The 22,080-nt window shown below is 54.4% G+C and carries 22 protein-coding genes; 13 read left to right on the top strand and 9 right to left on the bottom strand.

Features of this window, described 5'->3' with window-relative positions; genetic code table 11:
• Positions 1 to 198 precede the first annotated feature (198 nt).
• The gene (locus GTGU_RS19590; RefSeq protein ID WP_038161181.1) at positions 199 to 1,404 is read left to right on the top strand and encodes a type II restriction endonuclease; all 1,206 of its coding nucleotides are present in this window, start codon (positions 199 to 201) and stop codon (positions 1,402 to 1,404) included.
• 33 nt (positions 1,405 to 1,437) lie between these two features.
• On the opposite strand, the gene GTGU_RS19585 is transcribed toward GTGU_RS19590, so the two are convergent.
• The 4 genes from GTGU_RS19585 to GTGU_RS19570 form a co-directional block, all read right to left on the bottom strand.
• Positions 1,438 to 2,862, bottom strand: coding sequence for a DNA cytosine methyltransferase (locus tag GTGU_RS19585; protein ID WP_038161180.1), 1,425 nt, complete (start codon positions 2,860 to 2,862; stop codon positions 1,438 to 1,440).
• Between the two features lie 174 nt (positions 2,863 to 3,036).
• Entirely contained in the window at positions 3,037 to 4,473 is a 1,437-nt protein-coding gene (gene murP, locus GTGU_RS19580; RefSeq protein WP_038161178.1) for a PTS N-acetylmuramic acid transporter subunit IIBC, read from the bottom strand.
• Positions 4,474 to 4,494: 21 nt separating this feature from the next.
• Positions 4,495 to 5,397 (bottom strand): N-acetylmuramic acid 6-phosphate etherase, encoded by a 903-nt coding sequence (gene murQ, locus GTGU_RS19575; protein WP_038161176.1) that lies wholly within the window; start codon positions 5,395 to 5,397, stop codon positions 4,495 to 4,497.
• Positions 5,398 to 5,536: 139 nt separating this feature from the next.
• On the bottom strand, positions 5,537 to 6,424 hold the full coding sequence (locus GTGU_RS19570) for a LysR substrate-binding domain-containing protein (protein WP_038161174.1): 888 nt from the start codon (positions 6,422 to 6,424) through the stop codon (positions 5,537 to 5,539).
• 109 nt (positions 6,425 to 6,533) lie between these two features.
• Between GTGU_RS19570 and GTGU_RS19565 the strand changes: the two genes are divergently transcribed.
• Together GTGU_RS19565 and GTGU_RS19560 are read left to right on the top strand one after the other, a co-directional pair.
• Positions 6,534 to 7,169 (top strand): pyridoxamine 5'-phosphate oxidase family protein, encoded by a 636-nt coding sequence (locus tag GTGU_RS19565; RefSeq protein ID WP_038161384.1) that lies wholly within the window; start codon positions 6,534 to 6,536, stop codon positions 7,167 to 7,169.
• Positions 7,162 to 7,632 (top strand): nuclear transport factor 2 family protein, encoded by a 471-nt coding sequence (locus GTGU_RS19560; RefSeq protein WP_038161172.1) that lies wholly within the window; start codon positions 7,162 to 7,164, stop codon positions 7,630 to 7,632. Before GTGU_RS19565 ends, GTGU_RS19560 begins: the two co-directional genes overlap by 8 nt.
• 41 nt (positions 7,633 to 7,673) lie before the next feature.
• Here the strand turns inward: GTGU_RS19560 and argE are convergent, their stop codons facing one another.
• Positions 7,674 to 8,825, bottom strand: coding sequence for an acetylornithine deacetylase (gene argE, locus GTGU_RS19555; protein WP_038161168.1), 1,152 nt, complete (start codon positions 8,823 to 8,825; stop codon positions 7,674 to 7,676).
• Positions 8,826 to 8,913: 88 nt separating this feature from the next.
• Here argE and argC point away from each other — a divergent pair, with 88 nt between their 5' ends.
• From argC to oxyR, 4 genes are all read left to right on the top strand, one after another.
• Positions 8,914 to 9,918 (top strand): N-acetyl-gamma-glutamyl-phosphate reductase, encoded by a 1,005-nt coding sequence (gene argC, locus GTGU_RS25835; protein ID WP_038161166.1) that lies wholly within the window; start codon positions 8,914 to 8,916, stop codon positions 9,916 to 9,918.
• A gap of 9 nt (positions 9,919 to 9,927) precedes the next feature.
• Positions 9,928 to 10,704 (top strand): acetylglutamate kinase, encoded by a 777-nt coding sequence (gene argB / locus GTGU_RS25830; protein ID WP_156964213.1) that lies wholly within the window; start codon positions 9,928 to 9,930, stop codon positions 10,702 to 10,704.
• Positions 10,705 to 10,739: 35 nt separating this feature from the next.
• On the top strand, positions 10,740 to 12,113 hold the full coding sequence (argH, locus tag GTGU_RS19540; RefSeq protein ID WP_038161164.1) for an argininosuccinate lyase: 1,374 nt from the start codon (positions 10,740 to 10,742) through the stop codon (positions 12,111 to 12,113).
• Positions 12,114 to 12,339: 226 nt separating this feature from the next.
• On the top strand, positions 12,340 to 13,257 hold the full coding sequence (gene oxyR / locus GTGU_RS19535; protein WP_038161162.1) for a DNA-binding transcriptional regulator OxyR: 918 nt from the start codon (positions 12,340 to 12,342) through the stop codon (positions 13,255 to 13,257).
• On the opposite strand, the gene sthA is transcribed toward oxyR, so the two are convergent.
• Positions 13,240 to 14,640: a Si-specific NAD(P)(+) transhydrogenase gene (sthA, locus tag GTGU_RS19530; RefSeq protein WP_038161160.1), complete on the bottom strand. Its 1,401-nt coding sequence runs from the start codon at positions 14,638 to 14,640 to the stop codon at positions 13,240 to 13,242. The genes oxyR and sthA overlap by 18 nt on opposite strands.
• Before the next feature lie 197 nt (positions 14,641 to 14,837).
• Here sthA and fabR point away from each other — a divergent pair, with 197 nt between their 5' ends.
• The 5 genes from fabR to GTGU_RS19505 all read left to right on the top strand — a co-directional run bounded on the left by fabR (position 14,838) and on the right by GTGU_RS19505 (position 19,206).
• Complete coding sequence (gene fabR / locus GTGU_RS19525; RefSeq protein ID WP_038161157.1) at positions 14,838 to 15,488, top strand: HTH-type transcriptional repressor FabR; 651 nt, start codon at positions 14,838 to 14,840, stop codon at positions 15,486 to 15,488.
• Complete coding sequence (locus tag GTGU_RS19520; RefSeq protein WP_038161156.1) at positions 15,488 to 15,847, top strand: YijD family membrane protein; 360 nt, start codon at positions 15,488 to 15,490, stop codon at positions 15,845 to 15,847. The genes fabR and GTGU_RS19520 overlap by 1 nt, the downstream gene beginning before the upstream one ends.
• 146 nt (positions 15,848 to 15,993) lie before the next feature.
• Entirely contained in the window at positions 15,994 to 16,983 is a 990-nt protein-coding gene (locus GTGU_RS19515; RefSeq protein WP_038161153.1) for a sulfate ABC transporter substrate-binding protein, read from the top strand.
• A gap of 93 nt (positions 16,984 to 17,076) precedes the next feature.
• A complete protein-coding gene (locus GTGU_RS19510; protein ID WP_038161151.1) occupies positions 17,077 to 17,832 on the top strand; it encodes a CDP-diacylglycerol diphosphatase in 756 nt (251 codons plus the stop codon).
• A gap of 72 nt (positions 17,833 to 17,904) precedes the next feature.
• Positions 17,905 to 19,206: an SLC13 family permease gene (locus GTGU_RS19505; protein WP_038161148.1), complete on the top strand. Its 1,302-nt coding sequence runs from the start codon at positions 17,905 to 17,907 to the stop codon at positions 19,204 to 19,206.
• 46 nt (positions 19,207 to 19,252) lie between these two features.
• Here GTGU_RS19505 and tpiA read toward each other — a convergent pair whose 3' ends face one another.
• Both tpiA and GTGU_RS19495 read right to left on the bottom strand, forming a co-directional pair.
• Positions 19,253 to 20,020: a triose-phosphate isomerase gene (gene tpiA / locus GTGU_RS19500; RefSeq protein WP_038161145.1), complete on the bottom strand. Its 768-nt coding sequence runs from the start codon at positions 20,018 to 20,020 to the stop codon at positions 19,253 to 19,255.
• 109 nt (positions 20,021 to 20,129) lie between these two features.
• Positions 20,130 to 20,729 (bottom strand): DUF1454 family protein, encoded by a 600-nt coding sequence (locus GTGU_RS19495; RefSeq protein ID WP_038161142.1) that lies wholly within the window; start codon positions 20,727 to 20,729, stop codon positions 20,130 to 20,132.
• 111 nt (positions 20,730 to 20,840) lie between these two features.
• Here GTGU_RS19495 and GTGU_RS19490 point away from each other — a divergent pair, with 111 nt between their 5' ends.
• Positions 20,841 to 21,260, top strand: coding sequence for a DUF805 domain-containing protein (locus GTGU_RS19490; protein WP_038161141.1), 420 nt, complete (start codon positions 20,841 to 20,843; stop codon positions 21,258 to 21,260).
• Here GTGU_RS19490 and fpr read toward each other — a convergent pair whose 3' ends face one another.
• Positions 21,261 to 22,007, bottom strand: a complete 747-nt coding sequence (fpr, locus tag GTGU_RS19485; protein WP_038161139.1) for a ferredoxin--NADP(+) reductase — start codon at positions 22,005 to 22,007, stop codon at positions 21,261 to 21,263.
• Between the last annotated feature and the right edge of the window lie 73 nt (positions 22,008 to 22,080).

The raw sequence follows: 22,080 nt of genomic DNA, 5'->3' as shown, positions 1-22,080 counted from the left end.
CGCTGTTTTCTCTCACTTTTTACTTCGGAGGACATCATAGCACAGGGAGAATTTGGCATTTTATTTAAGAAGTGAAATTAACATACTGATGTTCGGTGAATACTGAAAAAGGATTTGCTGTTTGGCTACATACTAGCCGCTTCAGGAAATATGTGAAACAATCTTTTCCAGAGTTCGAAAAATAAGTAAGGAAGCATAATGTCAGACTTTCAAAATTGGTTGCTCGATAAAGCAAATGGGAAAAATTATGTATTTATCAAAAGGTTATCTGCCAATGATACAGGAGCAACAGGCGGTCATCAGGTAGGTTTATATATCCCATCAGGCATTGTTGCTGAGCTTTTCCCTTCAATCAATCATACTCGTGAATTAAATCCTTCGGTATTACTACATGCAAAAAGTTCGTCACATATTTGTGCCGATAGTGAAGTCAGGGCTATTTATTACAATAATAAATTCTTTGGCATGACGCGAAACGAGAAAAGAATCACTCGTTGGGGGGGAGATAGCCCTCTTCAGAATCCGGAAAATACGGGAGCGTTGGCTGTTCTGGCCTTCAAGCATGAGCCTGGAAACGATAGCGAAGGTGTAGATACTTGGGTTTGTATCAATCCGGATGAAGAAGATGTTGTGGAATCAACTCTTGGAGAAATAGTACCTGGAACATTGCTCTTCGGTCCTGCTAGAGAGATTTTGGGAGGGTTAGCTCCCCAGCCTAAGGTGAATAATAAGCGATATGAACTCCCCGAAGAGTGGAGCCATACTTTCCCTTCCGGAAGTGAAATTATTCAATATGCAGCGTCTTATTTTGCTAAAGATTCCGCCGACCCGGATGAGCAATTAATCGATCGCCGTCGTGTTGAATATGATATTTTCCTTTTGGTAGAGGAAGCGCACGTTCTCGATATTATTCAAAAAGGATTTGGATCGGTTGATGAGTTTATCGCATTGGCCAACTCGGTTAGTAATCGCCGTAAATCTCGCGCTGGAAAATCGCTTGAATTGCATCTTGAACAACTATTTCTGGAACACGGGTTGAGCATTTTCGCAACTCAGGCGACTACAGAGGGTAACAAAAAACCAGATTTTCTTTTCCCGTCAGTTGAGGCCTATAAAGATGTGGCGTTCTCTGATGATAGATTGCGAATGCTGGCTGTTAAAACAACCTGTAAAGATCGCTGGCGGCAAATACTCAATGAAGCGGATAGAATCAAAACAATCCATCTTTTCACCCTTCAGGAGGGTGTTTCAATAGCTCAGTTCAGAGAAATGCAGGAAGCAGGTGTGAGATTGGTTGTTCCTGCTAGTCTGCATAAGAAATACCCAGAAGCTATTAGAGGTGAGTTGATGAGTTTAGGCGCTTTTATTGCAGAGTTGATTGAATTGTATACCGATAGGTCATAATAAGTCCCCGGCAAAGAAGTGCCGGGAACGTCTTTAATTCTTAGCGGTTTTTACTGTCACAGCTTTTAAGATATATGGCTCGAGTAATCTGGCGACAGCTTCGAAAACGGGAACAACGACAGAATTTCCAAATTGTCGATATGACTGGGTGTCGGAGACAGGGATTCTGAATGGTTTCCCATCTGGTTTTTCAAACCCCATTAGGCGTGCGCATTCACGAGGCGTTAACCGTCTCGGCCGATGGGACTGATTGTGTTCATTTCCAAAATCAACCTCACCAAGCTCTTTATCCCATCCTCGATCTATCAAAATTTCGGAGCCATCTTTGTGGTATCTGGCAGAAAGAGTCCGTGCGATACTATCTGCATTTTTAGGATCAACCAAACCAAACCCAAAACCATTACCTTTAGCTGCATGCTTCTTAGCATAGTTATAGAGATACTCCCAGAGCTTTGGCGTAAGAATATATTTACTGTCAACTGTGGACTCAAGTAATTCACCAAGAGTAGGGCGTTTTTTCGGATAAAAATGATTAATATCGCGGAGAGAAAACCCTTCATGGATAGCAAGATCTCGACGAAATCCGACCAATACAATTCGCTCACGATGTTGTGGAAGGAAATGTTTACCATCGATAATTTTGGGGTCATCTGAACCCGAAGCTGCCGCATCAGCAACTTCGTAACCTAACTCATCAAGCGTCTCCATGATGACTTTGAAGGTTTTCCCTTTATCATGGCTCTTCAAATTTTTAACATTTTCCAGTACAAAAATAGCTGGTTTTTTTGAGCGGATAATTCGTGCGACATCAAAGAAAAGTGTCCCTTGAGCTTCACATTCGAAACCATGGGCCCGGCCCAATGAATTCTTCTTGCTTACACCCGCCAGACTAAAAGGCTGGCATGGGAAACCCGCCAATAGGACATCATGATCTGGAATAACATTATCAATATTTTCATAAGCTTCTATTTCAGAAATATTGGCATTATCACTTAGTGTGACTTCACGGATATCAAGGTTAAATTGATGAGCTTGCTCATCATTGAACCAGTTTGCTTTATAAGTGCGTACAGCCTCTTTGTTCCATTCGCTGGTAAAGACACACTGACCACCAATTGCTTCAAAACCTTTACGAATACCACCGATACCCGCAAAGAGATCAATAAAACGAAATGCGTAATTTGGGTGATGTTCAGGCGGAGCTGGAAGCATTTTCTTGAGGAGGGTCTCTTCAGCAGTAGTTAATGATTTAGGCTCACATTTACCATTAACCCACCGGTTGAGCGTTTCTCTACTCCATTCATTTTTGCCAATTTTTCTAAGTAATTCAGCAACATATTTCTGGTCATAAATTTCCAGAACTTTTTCAATCAATTTTCTGTCTTTATCTTGTTGCTGTTTTTCTTCCTCTTCAGCTTTTTCGAGAAGATCTTGAGCAAGCAATTCAAATTCGAACATAGCACCTCCAATGGGTCTTATTGGTGATACTCTATCACTCATTTGACCCAGTTAAAAACATTTTATCTGTGTTTTTAACCAGTGTTTTTGAAAGGTTATGGAAGTGCTGAAACATCTATAAGCGCACCAAAGCAGTGCACTTTGAAGATATTGCGCAGAAAGAAGTTAGCAGAATCAGCTTAAATCCACATCCTTGCTGCCAAACAGCCAGGTCAGGACAAAACCGCAGAGATAGGCCACACATAGCCCCGCTGCGTATACCGCCATTCCGGCGAAAATGCCGTGACCAGAGGTCATCAGCGGCAGCGCCACCAGACCCGACGGGCCAAAGACGGTGTTCAGTCCCACCGGCAGGCCCATCCACGCCACCATCCCGATGAAGAATCCGCCGCAGGCGCCACCGAGACAAGCGGTGACGAAGGGTTTCATGCGCGGCAGCGTCACGCCGTAAATCAGCGGTTCGCCAATGCCAAGGAAACCGGGGATGATCGCCCCTTTAATTTGTGTACGCAGTAGCGCGCCCGCTTTCGCCCGGAAAAAGAGCGCCAGTGCTGCCCCGACCTGCCCTGCGCCGGCCATTGCCAGAATGGTGAACAGTGAGTTGAAGCCCTGGGCGTCCATGAGCGCAAAATAGACAGGGACAAACCCCTGATGCACGCCAAACATCACGGCCAGCAGGAACAGCCCCGCCAGTACCGCCGACCCGAACGGGTTGCCGTTAAGATGCAGGAACAGCCACGACATGCCGGTAAACAGATAACCGCCGAGCGGCATGATGACGATAAAAGTGATGGCGCCCATGATCAGTAGCGTGATGGCGGAGGTGAGGATCATATCGAGGTTGGCAGGTATAACGCTGCGCACCCGTTTTTCCACCCACGCGCCCAGCATGGAGGCAATCAGCACGCCGATGATATTGCCGCGCGGATCGATACCGTGACCGAAGAAGGTTGAAATGCCTGAGTAGAAGCCGCTGGTGGCGTCCGGGTTGTAGCCAAGGACAAACAGCGACGCGATAATCGCTCCGTTGACGCCGGAACCGCCAAAGGCTTTCTGTGCGTTATAGCCAATCAGAATGCTCAGGAATGTAAACATACCCTTGCTGAATACTTTCATATAACCGATCAGCGCCACCAGCGTGGCGTTGGGATGCGCGTTCTCCAGCACGAACATCTGTTCAGCCAGCGTCGCAAAGCCAAGCAGCAGACCGACGGCGATAAACCCGGGAATTAACGGTGTGAAGATGGTGGCGAACTTCGCCAGAAATTTCTGCACGCTGCTGGTTTGCTTGCCTTTCAGCTCCTGCTTTTTGGCGGCTGCCATCTCTTGCAGTGACGGGTTGTCGGTCGCAGGCGCGGCGTCGAGCAACTGATTCATCATCTCTGCCGCGGTATGGGCTTTGCCTGGGCCAAGTACCACCTGGAATTGCTCATCACTGACAATCACCCCCAGCACGCCATCGATCTGGCGGATGGCGGCTACGTCGGCCTGGCTGTCATTGCGCAGCGTCAGACGCAGACGCGTCATACAGTTCCCGGCCTGCGCCACGTTTCCGGCACCGCCCACGTGGGACAGGATCCGGGCTATCATCTCTTGTGTTATTTTCGCCATTCATGATGTCCTGTGTGGAGTTCAGGCGTGATTCAGCGCCTGACGGATATAGCCGTGATTGTCGGCCAGCAGAGTACGTGCCTCGTCGGCACTGAGATTCGCCAGCACCATCACGATGGCGGTTTTGCAGTGACGATCGCAGGCGGCCAACGCCTGTTGCGCCGTATCGCGCGAGCATTCGGTGGCTTCCATCACAATGGAGACCTGGCGCTCAATCAGTTTCGCGTTGGTCGCTTCCACATCCACCATCAGGTTGCTGTAGACCTTGCCGACGCGGATCATGGCGCCTGTAGAGATCATATTCAGCACCAGTTTCTGTGCGGTGCCTGCTTTCAGGCGTGTGGAGCCGGTAACCACTTCCGGACCGACCACTGGGGTGATGGCGACATCCGCCAGTTGCGCCATTTCGCCGTGCGGGTTGCAACTGACAATTGCCACGAAGGCGTTGCAGGCTTTCGCGTATTCCATCGCGCCGATGACGTACGGCGTGCGCCCGCTGGCGGCCAGCCCTACCAGTACATCGCGCTCGCTGAACCGGATGGCCTGCAGATCGGCAGCACCCTGCGCTTTGTTGTCTTCAACGTTTTCTACTGCGCTGAGAATGGCTTTATGCCCGCCAGCAATCAGCCCCACCACCTGTTCCGGGCGCGTGCCAAACGTTGGCGGGCATTCGCTGGCGTCAAGGATCCCCAGTCGCCCGGACGTGCCTGCGCCGATGTAAATCAGACGCCCGCCTGCCTGAATCGCCGCGGCAACGCGATCTACCACCTGCGCGATCTGCGGCAGATAAGGGGTTATGGCGTGTGGTACCTGCTGGTCTTCGTGGTTGATCACCGCCAGCATCGCTTCTGTGGAGAGGGTATCGATGTCAGCGCTGTTGCTGTTGCGGCGTTCGGTCAGTAACTTACTCAGGTCAATACTCATTTTTACCTCGTTTTAATGCACCTGTGTCATGCTTAGGAATATTATATTCCAAATTACGGCAGGGTGTATGGAATTAATTATTACAAAAAGAATGACTCAGTATTGATGGCCTGTCGAGAGCGCTTTAATCGGTCTAACACTAAGCCGTACGGGCAATCTGCTGAAGCGCGAGACGCAGCGCAGGTGCCGCGAAATCAATGAATTTGCGTAGTTTCAGCGGCGTGAGATCGCGCGAGGCGTAGAGCAAATGTACCGGCACCGGCGGTGGTTCGAAAGCGTCGAGGATCAGCGACAATTCGCCGCGCCGCAGTCCTTCAATGGCCTGGTAATGCAACAGTCTCGCCACCCCTGCGCCCAGCCGGGCGGCGTCGGCGGCGGCTTCCGGATTGGTAACGGAGAGCGCCGGGCGCTGTTCTTGCGAGCGCCAGTAGCTGAACGGCATCGGTGATTCAATACGAATGTATGGCAGCGCGGCGAGGGCTTCCGGTCTGGCGGGAGTACCGTACTTTTCCAGCAACGCCGGGCTGGCGCAGGTGACGATACGCATCTCCCCGGCGCGGGTCGCCACCATCGAGCTGTCCGGCAACTGACCGATACGCACGGCAAGATCGATATGCTCGCCAATCAGGTCGACGTTGCGGTCGCTCAGCAGCAAGCGAAGAGTAATTTGTGGATAGCGGGCGAGAAATTCCGTCACCACCGGCAGCACATACAGGCGGCCAAACATTGTCGGGGCGCTGATCGCCAGTTCCCCTTTCGGCTCCTGATATTCCCCGGTGGCGCACCGTTCGGCGTTTTCCACTTCTTCCAGAATGCGCTGTGCAGCCGCGACGTAATCCACACCGGCATCCGTCAGCGTAAGTTTGCGGGTGGTGCGCGTCAGCAGGCGTACGCCCAGGCGGTTTTCCAGCTCGGCAATGTTGCGACTGACAGTGGTTAACGGCGTATTCAGCATGCGCGCCGCCGCCGACATGCTCCCCAGTTCGCTAACCTTCACCAGTAGCGCCATGGCTTCCAGACGATCCATGATTCTCCCGTTTTTCGGAAAGATGTTTGCTGAACTCTCAGTATTATCATTTACTCTGGCAGAGTCCATCATCGCGACAGAAGACAACAACATGGTGCAGAGGTGAATGATGGCCCTGGGATTTCTCGACATCGCCATGACACCGGATGTGATGGACGTTCAGCATGAAATGGGCAGCGATGCGCTGTGGCAGCACCCGCGTCCCGGACGAACGTCCGACCGGTTTACTGCCAGCGAAGAAGCGATGATTGCCAGTCGTGACAGCTTTTACATGGCAACAGTATCGCAAAGTGGCTGGCCGTATCTTCAGCACCGTGGCGGGCCGGCAGGGTTTCTGCGAATGATTGACGACAAAACGCTGGCGATGGCCGATTTCAGCGGCAACCGACAGTACATCACCAGTGGGAACCTGCGTGGCAGCGATCGCGCTTGTTTGTTTTTGATGGATTACCCGCGTCGTGCCAGGCTGAAAATCTATGCCACCGTTGAGGTGTTCGCGCCGGAAGCGGCGCCGGAACTGCTGGCACAGGTGACGCTGCCTGACTATCGCGCGCGTGTTGAGCGGGTGTATCTGTTTCACCTGATGGCCTTTGACTGGAATTGTCCGCAGCACATCACGCCGCGCTATACCACGCAGCAGGTGGCTGAATACAGCCAGACGCTACAAACGCGCATTGCGGAGCTGGAACACGAAAACCAGCTGCTAAAAGAGAAATTAACATCGAAGGGAGAAGATCATGTCTGAACAACGACCGCCTCTGCCGCCGTTTACGCGGGAGAGCGCTATCCAGAAAGTGCGTGCTGCCGAAGATGGCTGGAACAGCCGCGATCCGCAGAAGGTATCGCTGGCCTATTCACCGGACAGCGTCTGGCGCAACCGCAGCGATTTCGTCACCGGGCGCGAGGAGATTGTTGAATTCCTCACCCGCAAATGGCGTCGCGAACAGGAATATCGCCTGATTAAAGAGATCTGGGCCTATAGCGACAACCGTATCGCCGTCCGTTTTGCCTATGAATGGCACGACGACAGCGGCAACTGGTTTCGCTCTTACGGCAACGAGAACTGGGAATTTGACGAGAACGGCCTGATGCGCACACGCTTCGCCAGCATCAACGATTTGCCGATCGCCGAAAATGAGCGCCTGTTCCGCTGGCCCCAGGGTCGTCGCCCTGACGACCATCCGGGCTTAAGCGACCTCGGCTTGTAAATCATCACGCCGCCCTTTTCCCGCAGAGAAAGGGCGGGCGATTAATGCCAGCAAAAGTGATGCACCACTTGGGTGATCAGCTCACGGGTGGGTTTGATAAAACGCGTTTCGAGATACTCATCCGGCTGATGCGCCTGATTAATAGAGCCGGGGCCGAGCACCAGCGTTGGGCAGCGGGTCTGAATAAACGGTGCTTCGGTACAGTAGTTCACCACGTCGGTATGCGTACCGAGCAGTTTTTCCACTACCTGCACCAGTTGATGATCTGGCGGGCATTCGTAGCCGGGGATCGGCGGGTGCAGTTCTGACACCGTCAGCCTGCCCGGCCAGCGTTCGCTGACCGGTGCCAGCGCCTCATTCAGCAGGCCATTTAAATCTTCCAGTGTCATGCCCGGTAACGGACGAATATCCATATGCAGCTCGCAGCAGGCGCAAATACGGTTTGACGCATCACCACCGTGAATGGCACCGAGGTTGAGTGTCGGGTATGGCACGGTGAAAGCCTCGTAGTGATAACGCGATTTCAGGTCATCCCGCAGATGCAGAATATGGCCGATGGCGTCATGCATCAGTTCAATGGCGTTCACCCCGCGCGCTGGATCGCTGGAATGACCCGACTGGCCGAGCACACGCACGGCAGTGGAGATATGGCCTTTATGGGCGCGAACCGGTTGCAGCGAGGTCGGCTCGCCGATGATGGCGCAGTCCGGGCGCAAAGCGGTGGTTTCCGCAAAATAACGCGCACCCGCCATGCTGGTCTCTTCGTCGGCAGTCGCCAGAATGTAGAGCGGTTTTTTCAGTTGCGTCACGTCAACGTCGCGCAGAGCATCAAGAATAAAGGCGAAGAAGCCTTTCATATCTGCAGTGCCGAGGCCGTAGAGCTTGTTGTCATGTTCGGTCAGGGTAAAAGGATCGCGCGTCCAGCGTCCGTCGTCAAAGGGGACGGTATCTGTGTGTCCTGCGAGCAACAGTCCGCCAGCGCCACTGCCGGTACTGGCCAGCAGGTTGAATTTATTGCGCGTTCCCGGCACCGGCTGTACCTCGACGTTGAACCCGATAGAAGCGAACCAGTCGGCCAGCAGATTGATTAAAGCCGCATTACTCTGATCGAGCGCTTCTTCCGTTGCGCTGATCGAAGGAGTGGCGATTAATGCGCGATAAATCTCGATAAATGGCGGTAAAACGTTTTTCATTGTTGACACACCTCAGGTCATGATAGTATCAATATTCATGCAAAATTAGTGAATAAAAATACATTATCGTTGAGCTTAAAGGAACCCGATGTTGAATACGCTGATTGTAGGCGCCAGCGGTTATGCAGGTGCTGAGCTGGTGGGTTACATAAATCGTCATCCGCATATGAACATAACCGCTTTGACGGTCTCAGCGCAAAGCAATGATGCAGGAAAGTTAATATCTGATTTGCATCCGCAGCTGAAAGGTGTGGTTGATCTGCCGTTGCAGCCGATGTCAGACATCAGCGAATTCAGCGGCGGCGTGGACGTGGTGTTTCTCGCCACTGCCCATGAGGTCAGCCACGATCTGGCGCCGCAGTTCCTCGCCGCCGGGTGTGTGGTGTTCGATCTCTCAGGGGCGTTTCGCGTCAACGATGCGGCCTTCTATGAAAAATTCTACGGTTTCACTCATCAGCACCCGGAATGGCTGGCGCAGGCTGCCTACGGGCTGGCGGAGTGGAACGGCGATGCAGTGAAAGAGGCGAATCTGATCGCGGTGCCGGGCTGCTATCCGACGGCGGCGCAACTGGCGCTGAAACCGCTTATTGATGCCGGTGTGCTCAATCTGAATCAGTGGCCGGTGATCAACGCCACCAGCGGCGTCAGCGGCGCGGGGCGTAAAGCGGCGATGTCAAACAGCTTCTGCGAAGTAAGCCTGCAGCCGTACGGTATTTTTAATCATCGCCATCATCCTGAAATTACTACGCATTTGGGGGCCGAGGTGATTTTTACGCCGCATCTGGGTAACTTTAAGCGCGGGATCCTCGAAACCATCACCTGCCGTTTGAATGCCGGCGTGACCCGCGCGCGCATTGCGGAACTCTATCAGCAGGCGTATGCCAGCAAACCGCTGGTGCGCCTGTATGACGCTGGCGTCCCGGCGTTGAAAGGCGTCGAAGGGCTGCCGTTCTGTGATATCGGCTTTGCGGTGGATGGCGAACATCTGATTATCGTGGCAGCGGAAGATAATCTGCTGAAAGGTGCCGCGGCTCAGGCGGTACAATGCGCAAACATTCGTTTCGGTTACCCCGAAACGCAGTCTCTTCTTTAAGGTGTGATGATGATGAATCCTTTAATTATCAAACTCGGTGGTGTACTGCTGGATAGTGAAGAGGCGCTGGAGCGCCTGTTTACCGCGCTGGTTAATTATCGTGAATCTCATCAGCGCCCGCTGGTTATCGTTCACGGCGGTGGTTGCGTGGTCGACGAACTGATGAAACAGCTCAACCTGCCGGTGAAAAAGAAAAATGGCCTTCGTGTTACGCCTGCCGATCAGATAGACATCATTACCGGCGCGCTGGCGGGCACGGCAAACAAAACATTGCTGGCGTGGGCGAAAAAGCACCATATTCCGTCCGTTGGCCTGTACCTTGGCGATGGCGACAGCGTCAACGTAACCCAGCTAGATGAGTCGCTCGGTCATGTCGGACTGGCGCAACCAGGGTCGCCCAGGCTGATTACCTCGCTGCTGGAAGGCGGTTTCCTGCCGGTGGTCAGCTCCATTGGTGTCACCGACGAGGGGCAACTGATGAACGTTAATGCCGATCAGGCGGCGACGGCGCTGGCGGCGACGCTGGGCGCGGATCTTATCCTGCTGTCGGATGTCAGCGGCATTCTGGACGGCAAAGGGCAGCGCATCGCCGAAATGACAGCGGCCAAAGCAGAACAGCTGATTGACCAGGGTATAATTACTGACGGTATGATTGTTAAAGTGAACGCGGCGCTGGATGCAGCCCGTGCCCTGGGTCGCCCGGTGGATATCGCCTCGTGGCGGCATGCGGATCAGCTCCCGGCGCTGTTTAACGGCACGCCGATTGGTACACGTATTCTGGCTTAATCATTTATATATTCTGGAAATTAAGGAAGCATGTTATGGCACTTTGGGGCGGGCGTTTTACTCAGGCAGCAGATCAACGGTTCAAACAGTTCAATGACTCTTTGCGCTTTGATTATCGCCTGGCGGAGCAGGATATCGTTGGCTCTGTGGCCTGGTCGAAAGCGCTGGTAACGGTGGGTGTGCTGACGGTCGACGAGCAGCAGCAGCTGGAAGCGGCGCTGAACGTGCTGCTGGAAGAGGTCCAGGCGGATCCGCAGCAAATCCTCAACAGCGACGCGGAAGATATTCACAGCTGGGTGGAAGGGAAGCTCATCGACAAAGTCGGTCAGCTGGGTAAAAAACTGCACACCGGCCGCAGTCGTAACGACCAGGTCGCCACTGATCTCAAACTGTGGTGCAAAGATACCGTTACCGAATTGCTCACGGCGAACCGCCAGTTGCAAAGCGCGCTGGTGGACACGGCGCAGAACAATCAGGACGCGGTGATGCCGGGCTACACGCACCTGCAACGCGCCCAGCCGGTGACTTTTGCGCACTGGTGTCTGGCCTATGTCGAAATGCTGGCGCGTGATGAAAGCCGTCTGCAGGATGCACTGAAGCGTCTGGACGTCAGTCCGCTGGGCTGCGGCGCGCTGGCGGGAACCGCGTATGAAATCGACCGTGAACAACTGGCCGGCTGGCTTGGTTTTGCGTCGGCAACCCGTAACAGCCTCGACAGCGTTTCTGATCGCGACCACGTGCTGGAACTGCTGTCTGACGCGTCCATCGGCATGGTGCATCTGTCGCGCTTCGCTGAAGATCTGATTTTCTTTAACTCCGGTGAATCCGGGTTTGTTGAGCTGTCCGACCGCGTGACTTCCGGCTCGTCACTGATGCCGCAGAAGAAAAACCCGGATGCGCTGGAGCTTATCCGCGGCAAATGCGGTCGCGTGCAGGGCGCGCTGACCGGCATGATGATGACGCTGAAAGGGTTGCCGCTGGCCTACAACAAAGATATGCAGGAAGACAAAGAAGGGCTGTTCGATGCGCTCGATACCTGGCTCGATTGCCTGCATATGGCGGCGCTGGTGCTGGACGGCATTCAGGTGAAGCGTCCACGTTGCCAGGAAGCGGCGCAGCAGGGTTATGCGAATGCCACTGAACTGGCAGATTACCTGGTGGCGAAAGGTGTACCGTTCCGCGAAGCACACCACATTGTGGGCGAAGCGGTGGTTGAGGCGATTGGTCAGGGCAAGCCCCTGGAAGCGCTGGTGCTTGCGGATCTGCAAAAGTTCAGCAATGTGATTGGCGACGATGTCTACCCGATCCTGTCGCTGCAGTCCTGTCTTGATAAACGGGCGGCAAAAGGCGGCGTCTCACCGACGCAGGTAACGCAGGCCATTGCCGCAGCAAAAGCACGTCTGGTGTAGCGTTCAGGCAAAAAAAATGCGGACCACGGGGTCCGCAAAAGTTCACGTTGGCTTTAGTTATTTGAGAGAAACAGTGCGAAACTCTCTGAACAAGCGGTGGCTTCAAGGGTTAACGAGATACCGCTTCGTTTCTGGGTGTATTATTGAACAGAAAGCTTGATAGGGATAATCGTTCGTTGCTATGCTACCTATCGCCATGAACTATCATGGCGATGGAGGATGAATAATGAATATTCGTGATCTTGAATACCTGGTAGCGTTAGCCGAACATCGTCATTTCCGCCGTGCCGCAGACTCCTGCCACGTCAGCCAGCCCACCCTGAGCGGGCAAATTCGTAAGCTGGAAGATGAGCTTGGTGTGATGCTGCTGGAACGCACCAGTCGTAAAGTGCTGTTCACCCAGGCAGGTTTGCTGCTGGTGGATCAGGCGCGGACTGTGCTGCGTGAGGTCAAAGTGCTCAAGGAGATGGCGAGCCAGCAGGGAGAAACCATGTCCGGGCCATTACATATTGGCCTGATACCTACCGTCGGTCCTTATCTGCTGCCGCATATCATCCCGATGTTGCACCAGACTTTCCCGAAGCTCGAAATGTACCTCCACGAAGCGCAAACGCATCAGCTGCTGGCGCAACTGGACAGCGGTAAACTCGACTGCGCCATTCTGGCGCTGGTGAAAGAGAGTGAAGCGTTTATTGAAGTCCCGCTGTTTGATGAGCCGATGCTGCTGGCGATCTACGAAGATCACCCGTGGGCGAATCGCGATCGTGTCGCCATGTCTGATCTGGCGGGTGAAAAGCTGTTGATGCTGGAAGACGGGCACTGCCTGCGCGATCAGGCGATGGGGTTCTGCTTTGAAGCGGGTGCCGATGAAGACACGCATTTCCGCGCCACCAGCCTGGAAACGCTGCGCAACATGGTGGCTGCCGGTAGCGGCATCACGCTGTTGCCTGCACTGGCTGTACCGCAGGAGCGTAAACGCGACGGTGTGATTTATCTGCCGTGCATCAAGCCTGAACCGAAACGTACGGTGGGTCTGGTCTATCGTCCGGGATCACCGCTGCGCAGCCGCTATGAGCAGCTGGCAGAGGCCATCCGTGGTGCGATGGATGGCCATTTCGACAAGCCGTTAAAAGAGGCGGTTTAAGCCGTTCAGCGCCGCTACCCGATAGGCTTCCGCCATGGTCGGGTAGTTGAAGGTGGTGTTAACGAAGTACTCAATGGTGTTGCCACCACCTTTCTGCTCCATAATCGCCTGGCCGATGTGAATAATCTCGGCAGCGCGCTCGCCAAAGCAGTGAATGCCCAGGATCTCTTTCGTCTCGCGATGGAAGAGTATTTTTAGCGTCCCGACGTTCATACCGACAATTTGCGCCCGCGCCAGATGCTTAAACTGCGCGCGTCCCACTTCGTACGGCACTTTCATCGCCGTCAGTTGCTGTTCGGTTTTGCCGACAGAGCTGATTTCCGGGATGGTGTAGATGCCGGTGGGAATGTCTTCCACCAGGTGCGCGGTGGCTTCGCCTTTGATCATCGCCTGCGCGGCAATGCGGCCCTGATCATATGCCGCCGAAGCGAGGCTCGGGTAGCCAATCACGTCGCCCACCGCGTAGATATGCGGCAGCGCAGTCTGGTACATACTGTTGACCTTCAGCTGACCGCGGCTGTCTGCTTCCAGACCGATGTTTTCCAGCGCCAGCGAGTCGGTATTACCGGTGCGCCCGTTAGCATACAGCAGGCAGTCGGCTTTCAGTTTTTTCCCGGACTTCAGATGCATGATGACGCCGTCATGCGTCCCTTCAATTTTCTCGTACTCTTCATTGTGGCGAATAACCACACCGCTGTTCCAGAAGTGGTAAGAGAGGGAGTCCGACATCTCCTGATCGAGAAACGCCAGCAGACGGTCGCGGGTGTTGATGAGATCCACCTTAACACTCATTCCGCGGAAGATAGACGCGTATTCGCAGCCGATCACCCCGGCACCATAGATAATCACGTGGCGCGGTTCGTGGTGCATCGACAGGATAGAGTCGCTGTCATAAATGCGCGGATGTGAAAAATCGACATCGTTCGGATGGTACGGGCGCGAGCCGCAGGCGATAACAAATTTCTCGGCGGTGACCGTTTCGACGGAGCCGTCGTGGCATTCCAGTGCCAGGGTGTGTTCGTCTATGAAATGGGCGTTGCCCTGCAAAATCTCGCAGTGGTTGCGCTCATAAAAACCTTGCCGCATCTGCGTTTGCTGATTAATGACGCTGTCGGCGTGATTGAGGATATCGGCAAAAGAGGAGCGGAGGAGTCGGGTGTGATCGCTGTAGAGGGGGTTCTGGTTAAATTCGATGATGCGGCTGACCGCGTGTCGCAGCGCTTTCGACGGGATAGTGCCCCAGTGGGTACAACCGCCGCCGACGTTATGATAACGCTCAATAACGGCGACACGGGCTCCCTGTTTCACCAGACCCATTGCAGCACCTTCGCCGCCGGGGCCGGAACCTATCACAATAGCATCATAATCGTAGGAGTGTGGCATGGTAAGGCTTACCTGTTCTTATACATAAAAGCAACAGAATAATAACATCATCAGCGCGATAACCCAATTATCGTTGTGCTTTTTTGCCGCACGAAAGCACATTCAGCGCGTAAACAATCATTCACAAAGCTGTGCAAATCACGTAGCGTTATTCTCTGGTATAGTGCCAGCAGGGCCTTTGGAAGGATTCAGACATCGTGATGGGCGTAAGAGCGCAACAAAAAGAGAAAACCCGGCGTTCGCTGGTCGAAGCCGCATTTAGTCAGTTAAGCGCTGAGCGCAGTTTCGCAAGCCTCAGCCTGCGCGAAGTGGCGCGCGAGGCAGGGATTGCGCCAACGTCTTTCTATCGTCACTTTCGCGACGTGGACGAGCTTGGGCTAACGATGGTCGACGAGAGCGGTCTGATGCTGCGCCAGTTGATGCGGCAGGCGCGTCAACGCATTGCCAAAGGCGGCAGCGTGATCCGCACGTCCGTTTCCACATTTATGGAGTTTATTAGCAATAACCCTAACGCCTTCCGCTTATTGTTGCGTGAACGTTCCGGAACATCCCCCGCGTTTCGTGCCGCCGTCGCGCGTGAAATTCAGCATTTTATTGCGGAACTTGCCGATTATCTGGAAATCGAAAACCATATGCCGCGCGCCTTTACCGAAGCACAGGCTGAAGCGATGGTCACCATTGTGTTCAGCGCCGGCGCGGAGGCGCTGGATGTTGGCGCGGAACAGCGTCGGCAATTAGAAGAGCGACTGGTTTTACAGCTGAGGATGATCTCCAAAGGCGCGTATTACTGGTATCGCCGGGAGCAGGAAAAGAGTTCACATCATTCTGACCAGGTGAAGGAAAAGTAATGAAACAGTCAGTGCAGGACAAAGGTACGCTCTTGCTGGCCCTGATTGCCGGCTTATCGATCAACGGTACATTCTCAGCGGTTTTTAGCGCCATTGTACCTTTCTCCATATTCCCGATTATCTCGCTGCTGCTGGCGGCTTACTGCCTGCATCAACGCTACCAGAACCGGACTATGCCGGTCGGCCTGCCGGGTCTGGCCGCGGCTTTTTTCATCCTCGGCGTGCTGCTTTACAGCACTGTCGTGCGCGCAGAGTATCCCGACATCGGCTCTAATTTCCTGCCCGCTGTGCTATCCGTGGTGATGGTGTTCTGGATTGGTTTCCGTCTGCGCAGCCGCAAAGACGACATCTCCGAATAGTCCAGAAAACCCCCGCGATGCTGCCGGGGGTTTTATTTCTCTCATTTATGCCCTCAGGTTATAGCAAATCTTTTTTTATTCTTTAATCATTGGATCGCTTTCTGGCAGGCTGTTTTCATCACAACACAGCATAAAGAGAGCGGGCGATGAAAAAGTGGCATTTGGGGTTAACGCTTTTGCTGGTCTCTACCAGCATTCTGGCAAAGGACATTCAGTTATTAAACGTATCGTATGACCCGACGCGGGAACTGTACGAGCAGTACAACAAAGCGTTCAGCGCGCACTGGAAACAGGAAACCGGCGATAATGTCGTGATTCGTCAGTCGCATGGCGGGTCAGGCAAACAGGCCACTTCGGTCATCAACGGTCTCGAAGCGGACGTGGTCACCCTCGCGCTGGCCTATGACGTTGACGCCATTGCCGAGCGCGGCCGTATCGATAAAAACTGGATCAAGCGCCTGCCGGATAACTCCGCGCCATACACCTCCACCATCGTTTTCCTCGTGCGGAAAGGCAACCCGAAACAGATCCACGACTGGAACGATTTGATTAAACCTGGCGTGTCGGTTATCACTCCGAACCCGAAAAGCTCCGGCGGCGCACGCTGGAACTATCTGGCGGCCTGGGGTTACGCGCTGCATCATAACAATGGCGATCAGGCAAAAGCGCAGGAATTCGTGAAAGCGCTGTTTAAAAACGTGGAAGTACTGGATTCCGGCGCCCGTGGCGCCACCAACACCTTCGTAGAACGCGGCATCGGCGATGTGCTGATTGCCTGGGAAAACGAAGCGCTGCTGGCGACCAACGAGCTGGGTAAAGACAAGTTTGAAATTGTCACCCCGAGCGAATCCATTCTGGCTGAGCCGACCGTTTCTGTCGTCGACAAAGTCGCGGAGAAAAAAGGCACTCAGGCGGTGGCGGAAGCTTACCTGAAATATCTCTACTCACCGGAAGGCCAGGAGATCGCTGCGAAGAACTTTTATCGTCCACGCGATCCAGCGATAGCGAAAAAATATGACAGCGCATTCCCGAAACTGAAGCTGTTCACCATTGATGAAGAGTTTGGCGGCTGGACGAAGGCGCAGAAAGAGCACTTCTCCAACGGCGGGACTTTCGACCAGATCAGTAAGCGGTAAATACGAAAAAACTATGCGGCCCTGCGGGGCCGTTTTTATTTGGTCATCATTATGCTGTACTCTTCCGGTTCGCATTCAACCAGAGAAAGCACAATGAGAAGAATACGACGTATATTGCTGGTGCTGCTGATTATCGTAGTGGCTGTCATCGCTGGCGGCTGGTTCTGGCTGCATTCCGGTAACCCCGATGTGCTGCGTGACAAGGTGTTAGGCGAATGTGTGCCCAAAGCGCAACAGCAGCAGCCGACCGCGCCCTGTGACGAGGTGAATCTGCAGGGTGGCTATGTTCTGTTCAAGGATCGCAACGGCCCGTTGCAGTATCTGTTGATGCCAACGTACCGCATTAACGGCACCGAAAGCCCGTTGCTGCTCGATCCACGCACGCCGAACTTTTTCTGGCAGGCGTGGCAGGGGCGTAGCATGCTGAGTAAGCGTCACGGCGCGCCGGTGCCGGACGAAGCCGTCTCGCTGGCGATCAACTCGCGTATCGGCCGGACGCAGAACCATTTCCATATTCATATTTCCTGTCTGCGGAAAGACGTCCGCGACCAGCTTAACGGCGATATGGCGTCGATCAGCACGCGCTGGCTGCCGCTGCCGGACGGACTGATGGGCCATGAATATCTGGCGCGGCGGGTGACGGAAACCGAACTGGCGCAGCGCAGCCCGTTCCTGATGCTGGCGGAAGAGGTGCCGCAAGCGCGCGACCATATGGGGCGTTTTGCGCTGGCGATGGCGCAGCAGAGCGACGGTACCTTCGTGTTGCTTGCCACCGAGCGCAATTTGCTGGCGCTGAATCTGGCATCTTCGGAAGAAATTCAGGATCATCAATGCGATATTCTGCAATAACCTGCTAACACCGGCATTTACCTGTCTCTCCTGTCGTCGTATCCTTGCTGAAAAAAACGACAGGAGACAGGCATGTCCTGGCTTTCACACCCTCTGTTTCTTCCATCCCTGATAGTTGGCGTCACCATCCTGCTGTGGGCGACATCGCTATTGCCTGAATTCATCACCGCGTTGCTGTTCTTTACGGTGGCGATGATGGCAAAAATCGCCCCGGCAGAGATGATTTTCGGCGGCTTCGCCTCTTCTGCCTTCTGGCTGGTGTTCAGCGGATTTGTTTTAGGCATTGCCATTCGTAAGACCGGGCTGGCTGACCGTGCGGCGCGTGCGCTGTCAGCGCGGCTGACCGACTCCTGGCTGCAAATGGTGGCGAGCGTGGTCTTGCTCAGTTATGCGCTGGCGTTTGTCATGCCGTCGAATATGGGCCGCATTGCGTTGTTAATGCCGGTAGTGGCGGCCATGGCGGCCCGCGCCGGTATCCATGAAAACACCCGTGCCTGGTACGGGCTGGCGCTGGCGGTCGGTTTCGGTACCTTCCAGCTTTCAGCCACCATTCTGCCGGCAAACGTGCCGAATCTGGTGATGAGCGGGGCGGCGGAAGGCTCCTACGGCATTCATCTCAACTACGTACCTTATCTGTTGCTGCATACGCCCGTGCTGGGGTGGCTGAAAGGCATGATCCTGATAGGCCTGATTTGCTGGCTGTTCCCGGGCAAGCCGCATGCACCGCGCGAGCTGACGCCACCGCCACCGATGAGCGCAGACGAAAAGCGGCTGGCCTGGATGCTCACAGTGGTGCTGACCCTGTGGGTCACCGAGAGCTGGCATGGCATTGGCCCCGCATGGACCGGGCTTGCCGCCGCCTGTGTGACGCTCTTGCCGCGCATCGGATTTATCAGCGGGGAAGAGTTCTCGACTGGCGTGAATATTCGCACCTGCATTTACGTTGCCGGGATCCTCGGCCTTGCCATTATCGTTACACAAACCGGTATTGGCGATGCGGTGGGCGGTGCGCTGTTGAAGGTGATGCCGCTTGACCCGCAACGCCCGTTCGTCAGCTTTCTGGCGTTGACCGGGATCACCACGGCGCTGAACTTCATCATGACTGCTAACGGCGTACCAGCGCTGTATACGACGTTTGCGCAGAGCTTTTCCGATGCCACCGGGTTCCCGCTGTTAAGCGTGATCATGATTCAGGTGCTGGGATATTCCACACCGCTGCTGCCTTATCAGGCGTCGCCGATTGTCGTGGCGATGGGGTTAGGGAAAGTACCTGCGCGGGCGGGAATGTTGTTGTGCGTGGCGCTGGCGTTAGCGAGCTATCTGATACTGCTGCCGCTGGATTATCTGTGGTTCAGGGTGTTGGGTCAGTTGTAGTGGTTTTGTTGGGCGGGTAAGCGAAGCGCCACCCGCCACATCAGCATTACGCCTGTTTTGCCGCTTCTGCTGCTTTAACAATCACCGCGAAAGCGTCTGCTTTCAGGGATGCGCCGCCAACCAGCGCGCCGTCGATGTCCGGCTGAGTGAACAGTTCTGCCGCGTTAGACGCGTTAACAGAACCGCCGTACTGGATGATGACCTGCTGAGCGATTTTCGCGTCAGCTTTCGCAATGTGGTCACGGATGAATTTATGCACGGCCTGCGCCTGCGCCGGAGTGGCAGATTTGCCGGTACCGATCGCCCAGACAGGTTCGTAAGCGATAACCGCGCCTTCAAAAGCGGAAGCGCCCTGCGTTTTCAGTACGGCGTCAATCTGGCGTGCGCACACTTCTTCGGTTTTGCCCGCTTCGTTTTCTGCTTCGGTTTCACCGATGCACAATACCGGGGTCAGACCCTGCTCTTTCAGTACAGCAAATTTTTTGGCGACGAACTCGTCGGATTCTTTGTGGTAGGTGCGACGCTCAGAGTGGCCGATGATGATGTATTTCGCGCCGATATCTTTCAGCATTTCAGCGGAGGTTTCACCGGTGAATGCGCCGGACAGGTTAACGTCAACGTTCTGCGCGCCAAGGATGATGTGGCTACCCGCAGCGGCTTGTTTCGCCAGATCAAGGTACATTTCCGGCGGAGCGATAGCTACGTCACAGCCAGTCACGCCTGCCAGCTCTTTACGCAGGTTCGCAATCAGCTCGTTAACCATGTGGCGGCTGCCGTTCAGTTTCCAGTTACCCATCACTAAAGGATGTCGCATTTCAATTCTCCACGCTACAAAAGCGAATTAAGGAATATGGCCGCCCCTCAGGGCAGCATGGTCTGTGAAACAGTATAGAGATTGATGGCCCCGATGGCTTTGCTTTTTATCATTTATTGTTGTTCTCGAGGGTCTCAGATAGCGCCAGCTTAATCGGTTCAACAGCGAAGGTCAGCCCTTTTTCACCGTTATCTGCCACCACATAGCGAATCGCGCCTTCCGCGGCGGCGTAGTAGTGCTTGCCTTTACCGAGCGTCAGCAGTTTTTGCAACTTTTGCAGACTTTGTGGTTTCGTCAGCGTCGGGGTAAAGGTGCGGATGAGGGCGGCCATGTATTCCAGCGCTTTATCTCTGGCAGCCTTCTTTTCTGGCCCCTGAATGGGCAGCCAGGTAACCTGCATGGACTTTATTTTCAGCGTACCGCGCTCAAGAGCGGTAGAGGCGTACAGGTTTTCGTTAATTTTCGTGGCGGCGCGGGTGAGGTTGAGCTGGTCGCGGCTGCCGCCAATGGCGCGAAATTCGTTAAGCGCGAGGGTGGGATTGTCAGTGTTAAATTTTTCCCGGAACTGACTGATGGAGAGATCGAACGTGGGCGCACCTGGCAACAGGTACGGTGCCGTCGTGATTGCCGGCGCTTCGGCCGACAATACGCGATAGCTTGCCAGTGTGACGGCAAGCGTTAACAAACACAGCGATATCCACTTTTTCATCTTACCATCCTCGGATCCTTTGCTGACGATTAAAACGGGAAGCGCCCGGCTTGTCAAAAAGAGACGTTACCAGGGTAAACTACGCGCCACGATGAGAATAAGGAATGGGAAATGACCCTACAGCAGTGGCTTTTTTCAATTAAGGGGCGTATCGGGCGCCGCGATTTTTGGATCTGGATAGGCATCTGGATCCTGGCGATGATAGTGCTGTTTACCCTTGCGGGTAGCAACTGGCTGAGCCTGCAAACCGCGGCGTTCGCCCTTGTCTGCCTGTTATGGCCGACGGCGGCCGTTACCGTCAAACGGCTGCATGATCGCGGGAAATCCGGGCTCTGGGCGTTGCTGATGATCCTTGCGTGGATGCTGCTTGCCGGGAACTGGGTCATGCTGCCTGGCGTCTGGCAGTGGGGCGTGGGCCGTTTTATTCCGACGCTGATTATTGTGATGATGCTGATTGACCTGGGCGCGTTTGTGGGCACCCAGGGCGAGAATAAATACGGTAAAGAGACGCAGGATGTGAAATACCGCTGATCACCAGTAGTGTTCGGCGGTCATATGACCCGGTCGGCGACGCAGATGTTTGGTCATTTGCCGGGTATCTTTCAGTAATTGCTGGGTATCGCGCACCATTTGCGGGTTCCCGCACAGCATCACGTGGCTGGTCTCGGCTGTCATCGGCAGGCCAGTCGCCGCTTCCAGTTGACCGCTTTCAATCAGTGCCGGAATGCGCCCGGTCAGCGATCCGGACAGCGTTTCGCGACTCACCACCGTCTGGATCCGCAACTTCCCTTCATAGCGCTTTTGCAGTTCGAGCATTAGCGGCAGATAGCTTAAATCCGCGGCGTAACGTACCGCATGAACCAGCACCAGGTTTTTAAAGCGATCGAGATCGTTGCCGTCCTGCAAAATAGAAAGATACGGGCCAAGGGCGGTACCGGTTGCCAGCATCCACAGCGTTTCGCAGTCGGGTACTTCGTTGAGCACAAAGAATCCTGCGGCTTCGCTGACCAACTGGATGTCATCGCCAGGCTTCAGGGCCGCCAGGCGCGGGCTCAGTTTGCCATCGGGGACGGTGACGAGATAAAACTCAAGATCCGGGTTGGCGGGCGCATTAACATAGGAGTAGGCACGCTGGACGCGTTCGCCGTCGATCTCCAGCCCCAGTTTGGTGAACTGCCCGGCGGTGAATGGCTGAACAGGCGCATGGACGGTAAGACTAAACAGTGCATCGGTCCAGTACTCCACCTTCGCCACTTTGCCAGTAACCCAGTCCGCCATAATCTTCTCCTGTTCTGATGCGATACCTTATCTTCGTCACTCAGCGCGCAGATTTCCAGCCCCGCAGGGCCGG

The sequence above is a fragment of the Trabulsiella guamensis ATCC 49490 genome, assembly GCF_000734965.1.
In the GTDB taxonomy this organism is placed as follows: domain Bacteria; phylum Pseudomonadota; class Gammaproteobacteria; order Enterobacterales; family Enterobacteriaceae; genus Trabulsiella; species Trabulsiella guamensis.
This window is presented reverse-complemented; position numbering and strand designations above follow the sequence as displayed.